We start from the raw sequence: 13,366 nt of genomic DNA, 5'->3' as shown, positions 1-13,366 counted from the left end.
GCGTAACACGGAAGCTTCAAGGCAAGGGGGAATCCAAATATGAAGTCAAACGCGCCTAAATTCAAAGTCGGGGATGTTGTCGTTGTCGTGATGTACGGGACGGTCGGAACGATTACAAAAGTTCATAAAATCGATAAGCATTTTTTGTATGAAGTCAATCATAATGAAGTGCTTTATTTTGAAACTTCTCTTCAGCTCTACAAAGATTATGACGGGGTCATTGTCGATACGGAAAAGCTTGATATCGAATATGAATTTTTAATCGGGGATGTCGTCTATGTAAAAGATTATGGCAAAGAATTGTTTAAAATCACCGGGCACAGAACGGAAATTTGGAGATATGTGGAGGATGGCTGGGAAGACATCATTTACGAGCTGACCCGTTTGAAAGACGGGGAATGGCTTGAAACCGAAGAAGAAGATTTAACGCTCGTTCTCAGAACTTACGAAATGGACCAGTTCGTCCATCAGCTTCTGTTTGTTCATTATGTCGGCGAAGCCGGACAAGAGCTTGATGAACCGATATCTGAAAAGGTGTTTCTGCCATTCGCGGGGGATCCCGAGGAGCATGAGCATGAGCGCAACATGGCTGTTGCTGTCGTGGATGAGCTGCTTGATATTTACAATGACTATAAAGTATTGTATGAAATGTTTCAGGATGCGGAATATAAAGAAATGATGGAGTTTGTGTTAAGCAGCCTGAAGGAATATTTCAAATGATAAACAACAAATATAAAAAGTAAGGAAAACAGCCGAACACAATCAGGCCGAACATGGCTTTCAAGACCTTCCCCAATACCAGGTCAAACCCTTCTCCGTCAAGTGCTTCAAGCGTTTTTTGGATCATTTTCTTTTCCCCTTCCGGCTTTTGTCTTGTTACGACATGTATATGACAGAGGACAAACATTATGACAAACCGGTTATAAAACCGGATGCCAGCTCATACATCAGAATAAGGAGGCGATCACAATGAAAGAAATTGAACTGATGATAGATACAGAAGAAATCGCTGATTTTTTTTATCTAGAGCTGACAAGAAGAGGCTACATACCGAGCGAGGACGAACTATTCGAAATTGCCGATATCACCTTTGATTATCTGATTGCAAAATGTATGATAGATGAGCATATAGAGGATTGAAAAAAGGGACCGGGGCGCACCTGCTCCGGTTTTTCTTATAAATTTGCCCGGCGGGGGAGCCGGGTGTAAAATGTTTAAAAACAATGACAAGGAGGCACTGATTTTTTCAATGTATAAAGCACTATTTTCAGCCGCTGTCTTTGCAATGATGGCCATTCTTATCCGCATCCCGGCGGTTCAATCGTTTGATGTGAGCGTGATACAGGCTCTCGAATCTGTCAGACACCCGGTTCTCACAGCGTTTTTTAAAGCGGTGACAGAGCTTGGGTCAAGCGGCTTCATGCTGCCGCTGATGCTTGCTTTAACCTTGGTACTTGCCGTCTATAAAAAAGCAGCGGCATCACTGTATCTTTATTTGCTGTTTTTTGTTGAAAGAACGGCCAATGAAGCTTTAAAAGGCTGGGTTGCCAGAGAGCGCCCTTCGATAAACCCGCTCGTGCACGAACCGTCACACAGCTTTCCGAGCGGCCATTCAATGAATGCGGCGAGCATATATCCGTTTATCGCATATCTCTTTTTGCTCTGCATTCCTTTTTTTCAACAACGCAGCCGCGCACTTTACATGTGGACAGGCCTTATCGTCGGACTTATCGGCATCAGCCGCATGTATCTCGGCGTTCATTATATGACAGATGTCATCTCAGGATTTTCTCTCGGTCTGGCGCTGTTTTTCATCTTCAAAAAAATTGGCGAAAAGTACCCGCTTGTTCGACAAAAGTAGTCAAAGGGATTGAGCCGCGAAGCGCCAATTGTATAAAAAAAGGAGGGATCTGTATTGCCGTTAATGTTTCAACTGTTTAAAAAGAAGCTGACACCTTATGATGTGACGATTTTTCAAACGCCTTGCTTTGGTGAAGATAAGGGATATGAAATGGTTTACAGAACGGAAATAAACGGCAGAACCCATGAAGATGTGCTGGAACGGACATTTTCCACTTTCAATGTTTATGACACGGTGCCGAATGATTATAAGGCGAGATTCCTTGCAACAGGCGACATCGTTTTAATCGATGAAGGAAGAAAGGGAAAAACCTATTATAAACTGCTGTCTACGGGATGGAGCAAAATCAACCGCATTTTGCTGCAGTCATCGTAAAGCTGAAAAAACTGCGGAAGCGCTGTCCGCAGTTTTTTTATGTTGTATTCTTTCGTTTTCTGGCGCTGAATTCCTTTTCGTGTGCATCCTCTGCCGCGATGACGTCCTTTGTCGGGATGTGGTTGTTCTTTTTCTGACCGGTGACTCTGTTTCGCTGTTTTTTGCCCATCATTTATGACCTCCTTCCTAAAAAATAGGATGACTAAACGCCCCGCTATTTATCCAAGAGAAAGTCGTCTTTATTCTGTCATATTGATCGCGGCCGGGTAGACATACGGCTGCTTCGGCTCGCTGATCTCCTTCCATCGCTTCGTGCGGATGATCGGGATGACAGCGCCGTTATAAGATGCTTTGCCGAGCGTTCCTTCCAATTCAATCCATGTATCAGGCTGCAATTGCTCAGCGCCGCTCCATTCGGCGAGAAACCCGATCAGGCTGGCGTCTGCGATGCAGTGTGTGATCATAAATCGGGACAGCACGAGCTGGCGTGCGCTCAGCCCCGCTTCCTTATGGACGAAGCCTTTGACCGTGATTTCTTTTCCAATGTAATGATCAAGACGGCTTGTCACTTCATCATAATAGTCTGCAAACATATCGTCATTCATGACAATTCGCTTTTCATGCTTAAATTGCTCCATCTTCCGGTCATACGCCGACTTCGGCATCGCTGAATCGGCGAGCCCCTGCTGAATCTCCGGTGTCATGACATGTTCCTTTTCGCCTTCGGTTTGAAGGGCGATCTCCGTTTTGGTGAGCATCGTCCCTTTATTGGCGGCGACAGACGAATTCAGTACAGCCGGGGAAAGGGTGAATCCGGTGATAAGGGGAAGCGTGATTACGCCATAATGCATCAGCCTGATGAAAAAAGGCTTTGATTCGTCATGATCATGTCCGCAGCCGCAATCTCCAGAGTGGTCATCCTTCACCGTCCAGACCCTTGTCAGCTGAATGATAAACAGAAACGCAAACACACCTGCGGCGATGAGGCTTGTGTAATCGTATTTCGGATTGATCAGCTTATTAATTTCCCCTGTGTAATGGAGCTTGAAAATAAAGACGGAAAAAGCCGCCAACACGAGTGCGCACAAAAATTGCCGAGGCTGAAAAACCATTGGTGAAACCTCCTTTCTAAAGCAAACTGACAAATTTGATACAAACATAGACAACAACTGTGATCAGAATAGACAAACAAATGACGAACTTCGGCTTAAACGCATGCAGCATCATGACCGTATTTTTTAAATCGAGCATTGGTCCGTATACGAGAAAAGCAAGGATGGACGAAGAAGGAAACAAATTGGAGAAGGAGGCGCCGATAAATGCATCCGCTTCAGAGCACAGTGATAAAAAGTAAGCCAGTCCCATCATGACCAATGCCGAGTCGAGCATGCCCCCTCCGAACAAAAACAGCGATTTTAACGGGAGGTAGGTTTGCACAAGTGCGGCAATTAAAGCGCCGATAATCAGAAACCTTCCCATATCAAAGAATTCGTCAACAGCGTGTTTCAGCATATCAAATAGCTTTTCCGAAAAAGGGGATTGTCTGCCGGAATGGGCGCAGTGTGCAGCTGTTATGCTGCTTTCCGTTTTCAGCTGGCTGGAGCGGAACATCATGCTGATCGCAAAAGCGATGATGACCGCTGCGGCAAAACCGACAGCAACCCTTAAAACGGCCATTCGCAAATCATTGCCAAATGCCATAAAAGTGGATAAGATGACAATCGGATTGATCAGCGGACCTGTCAACAGAAAGCCGACGCCGGCGTAGATGGGAACGCCTTTTGAGACGAGCCTTCTCACGATCGGGACAATTCCGCATTCGCAAGCCGGAAAACAAGCGCCGAGCAAACAGCTGACAATTACTCCTGAAAACCTGTTTTTTGGAAAAAGCGAGCGGATGTGCTCTTCAGTTACAAAAATCTGGATGAAACCGGCGATCAATACCCCGATTAATACAAAGGGAAGAGCTTCGATTAAAATGCTGATGAAAATCGTATTCAGCTGCTGAACGGAAGCCGGAATCTGGAAGGGGAGGCCTGCGGCGAGCGATCCGCCGGCTGACACAAGGCATAGCAAAACACCGATGACAACAAGCCCGGTAAAGTCGATTAAATAACTATTAAGTGAACGAAACATCACTTTTCCTCCATCCTGAAATAGCTAATCGTAATGATTCTTTTTTAAAGGTATGCCTGTCCTTTTTTAAACATGACAACAAAAGAATGATGCCGAAGCGTTGCAGGGCTTTATTTTCTTTTTCCGCGATGTTGGTTTATAATACATATGCGAGTGGATGCTGCAATCATCATCACCAATCAGCTTTAAAAAGGCAGGAGGAATATTCATGAGCGTACATATTGGCGCAGAAAAAGGACAAATTGCAGAAACGGTGCTGCTGCCGGGAGACCCGCTGCGTGCAAAATATATCGCTGATACATATTTGGAAAACGTTGAATGTTATAACGAAGTACGGGGAATGTACGGCTTTACGGGCACTTATAAAGGAAAGCGCGTTTCCGTACAGGGGACAGGCATGGGTGTGCCGTCTATTTCAATTTATGTCGATGAACTGATCAGAAGCTATGATGTGAAAAACCTGATCCGCGTCGGATCGTGCGGTGCGATCAGAAAAGACGTCAATGTAAGAGATGTCATTCTGGCAATGACTTCATCAACCGATTCGCAAATCAACAGAGTGGCATTCGGATCGATCGACTTTGCGCCCTGCGCAGACTTCGGCCTGTTAAAAGCTGCTTATGACGCTGCAAGTGAGCGGAACATCCCGGTTACGGCAGGGAACGTGTTTACGGCGGATCAATTCTATAATGACGACAGCCAAATTGAGAAGCTTGCCAAACATGGAGTGCTTGCGGTCGAGATGGAAACGACGGCGCTTTATACATTAGCTGCGAAATTCGGCCGAAAAGCCCTCTCCATTTTAACGGTCAGCGATCACGTTATTACCGGCGAGGAAACAACAGCAGAAGAAAGGCAGACGACCTTTAATGATATGATTCTGCTGGCTCTGGATACCGCATTGTAACCAGATACATGCACTGAAAAAGGATGGATTCGAATGAACGGAAAGTACAAATACGTGACGATTGCTTCATTGCTGAGTGCAGCGGTTCTGCTTGGCACAGGATGTACCATGACTGAACAGAAGCAAAATGACACGGCTAAAACACAGAACACTGCAAATGCAAGCAAAGATGCGAAAGACCAAAAGGACGACAGCAGCCTGGAAGATCAGGAGTTCATACTTGAGAGCAAGTATTTTAATCAAATTAAAGATGTAGACGGGCTGCCGACGATTCAAAATCCGGAAAACATACTGGCGCTTGTCAATAAAGAGTACGCGCTTCCCGGCAACTATGCACCGAGCGACTTGACAGTGCCTGATGTCGCGTTTTCTTTTACCGAGGATATCGACAAGCGGTATATCAGAAAAGAAGCCGCCAAAGCGCTTGAAGAGATGTTCAGTGCCGCGAAAAAAGAAGGCTATGAACTGGCTGCGGTGTCCGGCTACAGATCCTATGACAGACAAAAAGCGATCTATAACAACGAAGTGAGCCAAAAGGGAGAAGAAAAGGCGAAAGAAGCTGTGGCATATCCGGGTCAAAGCGAGCATCAGACAGGACTTGCGATGGATATTTCCAGCAAAAGCAACGGCTTCGCCTTATCAGAGGACTTCGGCAATACGAAAGACGGACAATGGGTCGAGAAGAACGCCTACAAATACGGCTATATCATCCGTTATCCGAAAAACAAAGAAGACATTACGAAATATAAGTATGAACCATGGCACCTGCGCTATGTAGGCAAAAAAGCGGCTAAAGTCATCCAAGAACGCGGCTTGACGCTTGAAGAGTATTTTAAACAGGTGAAAAAGATATAAAAGGGAAAGGCCGATAGATATCGGCCTTTTCATGTTACCAAAAAAACAAACCTGCAAGGGCCACACCTGCAATTAAACCGAGGCCAAGTCCGTATACAGGGCCCCAACCCCATCCGCCGCCGTAATATCCGTAGGCGAACCCGCGGCCTCCCCGTCTGATCATCGGGGCGATATACACTTTGCTTGGTGATACACGGACGATTCTTCCGACATGGACGCGGCCTCCTTTGTCGGTGATTCTCGCAACTCTGCCAACATTTTGGTGGCAAAACCTATAATATCGGTCCACTTGAATGCTCCTTCCATCATCTAATCTATTCCTAGTCAGCTTATGATAGTTTCAATAGAAAAGGTTGGACGAAAGAAGGAGGACAAATGATGGTTTATAGATGTGATATAAAAATAATATGATCAAGAGAATCCCGGTATTTTTCCAGGTAATGCAGGTGTTTTTCCATTGTTTCATAGTTTTTGTCGGAAATCGAAGGCGACAGATCCATTTCGACGGCGTCATCAGGGTCTGCTGTGTCTTCCAATAGGACAGGGATGATGCTAACCTTTGAAAATCCTTCTTCCCGCAGGACATTGACCCATTCATTCTCGGCATATAAAGCGGTGAATCCGTAAAAGTCCGTGATTTCTTTTTTGGCTTCGTCTGTCAGAGCGTTGCCTTCCTTAAGGCACACTTCGATCGCGATTAACATCCCTCCGGGTTTTAAAATCCGCCGGATTTCCTGTAAAGCGGACCGGATATCTGTGAAGCTCAGTACAGATTCAGATAATACACAGGCAAAGCTTTCAGACTGAAACGGCATTTCCTCGAGTGGAGAGTGGACAATCGGAATGGATAGCTGTTCTTTTTTGAAACGCTGTCGGGCTTTATCGATCATGACCGGGTCGGCATCAAGGGCAGTGACAGGAAACAGCATCTGCCCCAAATAAGCGGCGGTCTGGCCAGTTCCGCAGCCTGCATCAAGAATCGGCTGCTCAGGGTCGATGCCGGCTTTGGCGAGCACTGCCTTTGACAGGGACATCCCGCCAGGATGAGCGGATGAGACGCCGAAGCTGGCAAGCATGTCTAAATAATCGCTCAAATTGAGATCCCTCCTTTTTTGTATGCATATGCAAAAAAGGAATAATGGTTGAAAAACGATCGAATCCCAGCAGACCGGAAAATCGGATCCTGAGTAATTCGAGTTGACGAATAAAGATTCGTCCATGATAATATGGTAAGAAGAAAAGGTGGTGTTCGTTTGAAACAGCAGTTAAAACTCTTTTTGGCTGTATTGATTACGGCTGTCGCCGCCTCCGCACTGACGCTTTATCTGGTGGGCAAAGGCAGCGGCGGTTCAGTATATTCCGCTTCAGACTCCGAGAAATTCGAAAAGCTGATGGCGGCGTACGACAAAATCAAGAGCGACTATTATCAAAATGCAGACGATGAAAAGCTGACTGACGGGGCAATTAAAGGGATGCTTGGAGCTTTGGACGATCCATATTCAACATACATGGATAAGAAAGAAGCTAAAAGCTTTGAAGAAAGCATTACCTCTTCTTTTGAAGGAATCGGCGCCCAAGTAGAAGAAAAAAATGGACAAATTCTAATCGTCGCGCCTATTAAAGGATCTCCCGCAGAAAAAGCCGGCTTAAAGCCGCATGATGAAATTCAGAAAGTGGACGGCAAAAGCGTAAAAGGCAAGACCGTCAACGAAGCGACAGCAATGATCCGCGGCAAAAAAGGCACGAATGTCAAGCTTGTTCTCAACAGGGGAGGCGTCGGCCAAATCGATGTTACGATTAAGCGCGATACGATTCCAATCGAAACGGTGTACTCTAAAATGATCGGCGGCAACATCGGTGAAATCCAAATTACGTCTTTCTCTGAAAATACCGCTAAGGAACTGACGAAAGCCATTGATGACTTGTCTGAAAAAGGTGCGGAACGATTCGTGCTTGACCTCAGAGGAAATCCCGGCGGCCTGATGGACCAAGCGATTATGATGAGCAACATGTTTGTCGATAAAGGCAAAACCATTATGCAGGTTGAATCCAAAAACGGGAAAAAAGAAGTGTACAAAGCTGAGAAGGAGCGAAAAGTGAACAAGCCGACCGTCGTTCTCGTCAACGGAGGAACGGCAAGCGCCGCTGAGATCATGGCCGCAGCACTTCACCAGTCTTCAGGCATCCCGATTGTGGGTGAAAATACGTTTGGAAAAGGAACGGTTCAAAATGCGGAGAGCTTCTCTGACGGATCGACCGTCAAGCTGACGATTGCCAAGTGGCTGACGCCAAATGGTGACTGGATTCACGAAAAAGGAATCAAACCTCAATATAAAGCGGAGCTCCCAAGCTATGCTAAACTGCCGTACCTGGATTCCAAAAAAGAGTATAAGGCAGGCAGCACCGGAGACGAAGTGAAAGCTGCCCAGCAAATGCTCCAAGCGCTCGGCTATAAGCTGAATGCGACGGGGGCATTCGACGCACAGACAGAGGCTGCCGTTAAGGCTTTTCAAAAAGACCAAAAGCTGAAAACGACAGGCATCCTAACGGGCGAGACGACGATCAGCATGACAAGTAAGCTGCAGGCTAAGCTTGCTGACAATGATACGCAGCTGGATAAAGCGATAGAGATCTTAAAAAAAGAAAAATAAAAGAAACCCTTGCGCTCACACGAAGCGCAAGGGTTTTTTAGTGATCAAGCGCTTTTTTGCACATCCTTCTTAGCATGGAACAAAAAGCTGATCACAGAATTGTGTTTTACATTTTTCACAAAAAACGGATTCAACAAGACAACGGTCAAAAGGTTGGCGGTAAGCCCCCAGAAGCCTTCGTAAATGCCGAAAGTGGCACCTGTTAAATAAACGGTAAATGTAACGGCCAGGCCGATGAGAAGACCGATGATCGTCGCTTCCTTCGTCTGGTTTTTCCAGAACAGGCTGATGACGATGGCAGGGAATATCTGCACCATGCCTGATACACCGAGCAGCTGAAGCGTTACAAGCGCTGCCGGGAACAGCATTCCGAATAAAAGGGCCAGACCGATGACGACGAATACCATCGAGCGGGTGATGATCGTCAGCTTTTGTCCCGAAACGCGGGGGTTGATCAAATCGCGGTATAAATTGTTAGCGAATAGGTTGGATGCCCCTATCGCCATAATCGAACACGGGATCAGACTTGCCAGGGCAATCGTTGAATAGGCGAATCCTTGCGTGACGCCGCCGTAGGAACTTTGAATTAAATACAGCAATGCAAATCTCGGGTTAATGTCATCAGGAAGTACGAGAAATGCGATAAAGCCTAAAAAAATGACTAAAATCAATACAATATTGTACAACGGCAGAAACATACTGTTCTTTCTGAGTGCATCCGCGCTGTTCGCCGTGAAAACGCCTGTCGCCGCATGGGCCCACATGAACAGAGCAAACGCGGAAACGATCGATGCCGTGATGAACCAGGCGATTCCGCGAGGTCCGTCAGAAGGGATTGTCAGCATATGCGGCGCTTCATTTGCCAGCTTGTCAATCATCGGCGTCCAGCCGTTAAAATGGATGAGCGGCAACGAAACGACCATAAACAGCATCATCACCCAAACTAAAATGTCTTTAATAATGGCAGTGTATGTAGGACCTTTGATGCCGCTGAAAAACGTATAAAGCGCGACAAGGACGAACGAAATGATTACGACGACATTGACGTTAATAAACCCTGTACCCGCGACTTGAAGCGTATCCTGAATTCCGCTGAGCTGCAGGCAGATATACGGGATCAGCATTAAGACGCCGACAATCGCAACAAGCGAAGACAGGAGCTTGCTGCTGAAGCGCTCCCTTGCATAATCGGCCAGCGTTGTGAGCTGGTGCACTTTCGCAACCTTCCAAATCTTCGGCAGAAAAAAATAGGCGATGAAATAGGCCAAAACCGAATAAGGAATCGCGAAAAAAGCGATGCTTCCGCTTGTAAAAGCGGTGCTTGTCAATCCTAAAAACGTGTAGGCCGTATACAAGTCGGCACCCACAAGAAACCAGACGAGCAGCCCTCCGAACCGCCTTCCGCCGACAGACCACTCTTCAACCGATTTCCGCGACTGCTTATTGCTACCGGCGATAAACCCGATACAGACCACGGTCAAAATAATGCCGGCGGTGATGAGGAGCGCTGTTAAATTTCCCTGCATCACTCATAACCTCCGTTTCTTTTCTCAAATCTGTAAATCGCAAATGTGATCATCGGTGTCAGCACAATCCACAGCACCAGCCAAAAATGAAAAAATGGAAGTCCGAAAACGATCGGATCAATCCGGTTTACAAATGGTAGCAAGGCAAGCTGCCCGATAAAAGGGATGATGAACAAAACCCATTTAAAAAGCTGTTGATTCACCTTTTTTCCTCCTTTAGCGATTTTAATGTTCATAATCATAGCAGTTGTCAGATTTAATCACAAGATAATTATTAGAAAAAAGTGATTTTTTAAATTATTTAAACAGGCGTTCTGGCTTGCATATTCGAAAGTATAACTTTACAATAATTAATATCTTGAATTCGAGATAAAACAGAATGAAGAGGATCACCATGCAGGAGACTGCTGAGTAAAAGAATGGGAAAGAGACGGGCGAACGGGGGCTTTTTGATTGATGAACCGCTGGAAAGCACCGGCGCAATGACATCGCTGAAACAAAATGGGAAAAGGAGTGAAAGGAAATGAATCATATATATGAGAAAGGGAATTCTGATACCACCCTGTTGTTATTGCATGGAACAGGGGGAAACGAACACGATCTTCTGCCGATCGGCAGGATGATTGATTCCGATGCAAATTTACTCGGAGTCAGGGGAAATGTGCTGGAAAACGGAATGCCCCGGTTTTTCAGGCGCTTGAGAGAAGGGGTGTTTGACGAGAAAGATTTGATCGACCGGACGGATGAATTAAAAGCGTTTTTAGATGAGGCAGCAAATGAATTTCACTTTGACAGGAGCCGGGTGGTCGCAATCGGTTATTCAAACGGCGCCAATATCGCGGGAAGTCTGCTGTTCCGTCATGAACGTGTACTGAAAGGGGCGATTTTGCATCATCCGATGGTTCCGTTTAGAAATCGCAAGCTCCCTGATATGACAGGCCTGCCCGTGTTCATTGGAGCCGGCAAAACAGACCCCCTCTGCCCGCCGCAGGAATCAAGCGAGCTTGCCGGCTATTTCACAAACGCCGGCGCCCAAGTGCTCCTTCACTGGGAAAGCGGCGGTCATCAGCTGACACACAGCGAGATCGACCAGGCGAAAATCTGGTATGAAAAGCATATAAAAGCATAAAAATAAACCTTAGTCCTTTTTGGGGACTAAGGTTTTTAGCGTGTTTACAGCCATGTAGATACGTCAGACACATCAAAACGATTGCTTTTGTGCGCAGGTTTGACCGGTTTTCCGATCGAAATCAGCATGACCGGTACATAACGTTCATTGATGTTGAATTCTTTAACGAACGCTTGCTTGTCAAAGCCGCCCATCGCGCATGTGTCATAGCCCATAGCTTTAGCCGCAATCATCAGCTGCATGGCCGCGAGCGATGCGTTAGTAAAGGCGGCGTCTCTTGCAAATCCGCTGTTTTGATAAGCGCCGTTGATTTGTCCGAGCAGCGTGTTTTTAATGTCTTCGGTCATATAACCTGCTTCTGTCAGAGGGCCGTATACGGCTTCACCGTTCAGGTTCGCTTGTAAGTCTCCAAGCACGGCTACAACCGCAGATGCCTGGCTGACTTGTTTTTGGTTGAACGCGATCGGAAGGAGCTTATCTTTTGATTCTTGGCTGTGGAAGACTGTAAAATGCCAGTGCTGCAGATTCCAGGCTGACGGAGCCTTTGTTGTGACGCTCAGCAGCTTTGTCAGCTCCTCTTTGGAAATGGAAACGCTTGTGTCATATTCTTTAATCGAAGTACGCTCTTCCAGAATGTTGAGAGCGGTGTTTTCTTGTGAAGACATGTGACTTCCTCCTTTGGGCTAAACATGTTATGATAGAGTCAGACAAAAAGTTAGAAACTTACTTTTTGTAACTTTATTGAGTATTTTAATGGCACACATTATATTTGTCAACTGGATATGGAGGGGTGAGAGAATTGGGGTTTACAATGTGTCCTAGAATGGAAGCCGCCTTTTCTTTACTCGGCAAACGATGGAATGGATTGATCATCCATGTATTGTTGGATGGACCTAAACGGTTTAAAGACTTGACCGAAATGATACCGATGATTAGCCAAAAAATGCTGGCTGAACGTTTAAAAGAGCTCGAACACTGCAAAATAATCGAGCGCCAAGTGCTGCCGGAAACGCCGGTAAAAGTCATCTATCAATTGACAGACAAGGGAACGGCGCTAGAGCCTGTCCTCAGAGAGATACAAACCTGGGCCGAGCATCATTGCGATCCGGAAGGGAGCTGACCGGATTGACTAGTAAAGAAACAGTCGTCATTACAGGCGGGGCCAAAGGCATCGGAAGAGACCTTGTGACCGCCTATGCTCAAAAAGGTTTTATCGTCGTATTCGCCGATGTACTGAAGGAAGAGGGGGAACAGCTTGAAAAAGAGCTGACCGCTTCCGGAGCGCGGGTTCAGTTTGCAGCTTGTGATGTGGGATCTGAAGAAGATGTGAAACAGCTGATGCAGGAAGCTTCCAGAAACGGCCGTTCGATATCTGCGCTCATTAATAACGCGGGCAGATCAGTTTGGAAGTCCCCTTATGATTTGACGGCGGAAGAATGGGACGATGTTCTGAATACCAATTTGAAAGGCGCGTTTCTTTGCGCAAAAGAAGCCGCCAAAAAAATGAAAGAAGCGAAAACAGGCGGAGCCATCGTCAATATCGCTTCGACAAGGGCGTTTATGTCCGAGCCTGACTCGGAAGCCTATGCCGCGTCAAAAGGGGGCTTAATCGCTTTGACTCACGCATTGGCCGCGTCTTTAAGCAAAGATTCAATTGTCGTCAACAGCATTTCTCCCGGATGGATCGAAACCGGTGATGATACTGCCCTGCGGCCTATTGACCACGGGCAGCATTTGTCAAACAGGGTCGGCCGCCCTCAGGATATCGTCAAAGCATGCTTTTACTTGACCGATCCGGACAATCGCTTTGTCACCGGTACAAACTTGATGGTGGACGGCGGAATGACAAAAAAAATGATTTATGAAGAATAGCCCAAACGTTTCCCGACTTTATGAATACCTTTACTATAGGCAGACATAAAGGAG

19 protein-coding genes are annotated in these 13,366 nt (G+C 46.3%); 10 read left to right on the top strand and 9 right to left on the bottom strand.

Annotated elements, in window-relative coordinates; genetic code table 11:
* Window positions 1–39 precede the first annotated feature (39 nt).
* Complete coding sequence (locus M1D67_RS12020; protein ID WP_020451848.1) at window positions 40–720, top strand: hypothetical protein; 681 nt, start codon at window positions 40–42, stop codon at window positions 718–720.
* Here M1D67_RS12020 and M1D67_RS12015 read toward each other — a convergent pair.
* On the bottom strand, window positions 713–847 hold the full coding sequence (locus tag M1D67_RS12015) for a hypothetical protein (RefSeq protein WP_020451847.1): 135 nt from the start codon (window positions 845–847) through the stop codon (window positions 713–715). The genes M1D67_RS12020 and M1D67_RS12015 overlap by 8 nt on opposite strands.
* Before the next feature lie 122 nt (window positions 848–969).
* Between M1D67_RS12015 and M1D67_RS12010 the strand changes: the two genes are divergently transcribed.
* The 3 genes from M1D67_RS12010 (at window position 970) to M1D67_RS12000 (ending at window position 2,236) form a co-directional block, all read left to right on the top strand.
* Window positions 970–1,140, top strand: coding sequence for a YozD family protein (locus tag M1D67_RS12010; protein WP_020451846.1), 171 nt, complete (start codon window positions 970–972; stop codon window positions 1,138–1,140).
* 109 nt (window positions 1,141–1,249) lie between these two features.
* Entirely contained in the window at window positions 1,250–1,861 is a 612-nt protein-coding gene (locus M1D67_RS12005) for a phosphatase PAP2 family protein (RefSeq protein WP_041817450.1), read from the top strand.
* 63 nt (window positions 1,862–1,924) lie between these two features.
* Window positions 1,925–2,236 carry a YodL domain-containing protein gene (locus tag M1D67_RS12000; protein ID WP_173636688.1) on the top strand — a complete coding sequence of 104 codons (312 nt, stop codon included), beginning with the start codon at window positions 1,925–1,927 and terminating at the stop codon, window positions 2,234–2,236.
* Window positions 2,237–2,273: 37 nt separating this feature from the next.
* Here the strand turns inward: M1D67_RS12000 and M1D67_RS11995 are convergent, their stop codons facing one another.
* The 3 genes from M1D67_RS11995 to M1D67_RS11985 form a co-directional block, all read right to left on the bottom strand.
* Entirely contained in the window at window positions 2,274–2,405 is a 132-nt protein-coding gene (locus tag M1D67_RS11995; RefSeq protein ID WP_020451843.1) for a hypothetical protein, read from the bottom strand.
* A 70-nt stretch (window positions 2,406–2,475) separates the two neighbouring features.
* Window positions 2,476–3,348, bottom strand: coding sequence for a TIGR03943 family putative permease subunit (locus M1D67_RS11990; RefSeq protein ID WP_149169615.1), 873 nt, complete (start codon window positions 3,346–3,348; stop codon window positions 2,476–2,478).
* Window positions 3,349–3,364: 16 nt separating this feature from the next.
* Window positions 3,365–4,372 carry a permease gene (locus M1D67_RS11985; protein ID WP_043054345.1) on the bottom strand — a complete coding sequence of 336 codons (1,008 nt, stop codon included), beginning with the start codon at window positions 4,370–4,372 and terminating at the stop codon, window positions 3,365–3,367.
* Between the two features lie 208 nt (window positions 4,373–4,580).
* Here M1D67_RS11985 and deoD point away from each other — a divergent pair, with 208 nt between their 5' ends.
* Window positions 4,581–5,279, top strand: coding sequence for a purine-nucleoside phosphorylase (gene deoD / locus M1D67_RS11980; protein ID WP_479831317.1), 699 nt, complete (start codon window positions 4,581–4,583; stop codon window positions 5,277–5,279).
* A gap of 33 nt (window positions 5,280–5,312) precedes the next feature.
* Window positions 5,313–6,134, top strand: coding sequence for a M15 family metallopeptidase (locus M1D67_RS11975; protein WP_025811280.1), 822 nt, complete (start codon window positions 5,313–5,315; stop codon window positions 6,132–6,134).
* Window positions 6,135–6,168: 34 nt separating this feature from the next.
* Here M1D67_RS11975 and M1D67_RS11970 read toward each other — a convergent pair whose 3' ends face one another.
* Together M1D67_RS11970 and M1D67_RS11965 are read right to left on the bottom strand one after the other, a co-directional pair.
* Complete coding sequence (locus tag M1D67_RS11970) at window positions 6,169–6,423, bottom strand: hypothetical protein (RefSeq protein ID WP_020451839.1); 255 nt, start codon at window positions 6,421–6,423, stop codon at window positions 6,169–6,171.
* Window positions 6,424–6,517: 94 nt separating this feature from the next.
* Window positions 6,518–7,228, bottom strand: coding sequence for a class I SAM-dependent methyltransferase (locus tag M1D67_RS11965; RefSeq protein ID WP_023857372.1), 711 nt, complete (start codon window positions 7,226–7,228; stop codon window positions 6,518–6,520).
* Between the two features lie 159 nt (window positions 7,229–7,387).
* On the opposite strand from M1D67_RS11965, the gene M1D67_RS11960 reads away from it, so the two are divergent.
* Complete coding sequence (locus M1D67_RS11960) at window positions 7,388–8,785, top strand: S41 family peptidase (RefSeq protein WP_020451837.1); 1,398 nt, start codon at window positions 7,388–7,390, stop codon at window positions 8,783–8,785.
* A 44-nt stretch (window positions 8,786–8,829) separates the two neighbouring features.
* On the opposite strand, the gene M1D67_RS11955 is transcribed toward M1D67_RS11960, so the two are convergent.
* Together M1D67_RS11955 and M1D67_RS11950 are read right to left on the bottom strand one after the other, a co-directional pair.
* Window positions 8,830–10,311 carry a sodium:solute symporter family protein gene (locus M1D67_RS11955; RefSeq protein ID WP_195202006.1) on the bottom strand — a complete coding sequence of 494 codons (1,482 nt, stop codon included), beginning with the start codon at window positions 10,309–10,311 and terminating at the stop codon, window positions 8,830–8,832.
* Window positions 10,311–10,514 (bottom strand): DUF3311 domain-containing protein, encoded by a 204-nt coding sequence (locus M1D67_RS11950; RefSeq protein WP_020451835.1) that lies wholly within the window; start codon window positions 10,512–10,514, stop codon window positions 10,311–10,313. The genes M1D67_RS11955 and M1D67_RS11950 overlap by 1 nt, the downstream gene beginning before the upstream one ends.
* Window positions 10,515–10,834: 320 nt before the next feature.
* Between M1D67_RS11950 and M1D67_RS11945 the strand changes: the two genes are divergently transcribed.
* A complete protein-coding gene (locus M1D67_RS11945; protein WP_020451834.1) occupies window positions 10,835–11,440 on the top strand; it encodes an alpha/beta hydrolase in 606 nt (201 codons plus the stop codon).
* A 44-nt stretch (window positions 11,441–11,484) separates the two neighbouring features.
* Here M1D67_RS11945 and M1D67_RS11940 read toward each other — a convergent pair whose 3' ends face one another.
* Complete coding sequence (locus M1D67_RS11940) at window positions 11,485–12,105, bottom strand: nitroreductase family protein (RefSeq protein WP_020451833.1); 621 nt, start codon at window positions 12,103–12,105, stop codon at window positions 11,485–11,487.
* 134 nt (window positions 12,106–12,239) lie between these two features.
* Here M1D67_RS11940 and yodB point away from each other — a divergent pair, with 134 nt between their 5' ends.
* On the top strand, window positions 12,240–12,560 hold the full coding sequence (yodB, locus tag M1D67_RS11935) for a transcriptional regulator YodB (protein WP_023857369.1): 321 nt from the start codon (window positions 12,240–12,242) through the stop codon (window positions 12,558–12,560).
* Between the two features lie 5 nt (window positions 12,561–12,565).
* The gene (locus M1D67_RS11930) at window positions 12,566–13,312 is read left to right on the top strand and encodes an SDR family NAD(P)-dependent oxidoreductase (RefSeq protein ID WP_026579550.1); all 747 of its coding nucleotides are present in this window, start codon (window positions 12,566–12,568) and stop codon (window positions 13,310–13,312) included.
* Window positions 13,313–13,366 lie beyond the last annotated feature (54 nt).

The sequence above is a fragment of the Bacillus sp. PK6-025 genome (assembly GCF_056530265.1).
The sequence above is the reverse complement of the archived record's forward strand: the minus strand, read 5'-3'. Positions and strand labels throughout refer to the sequence as shown.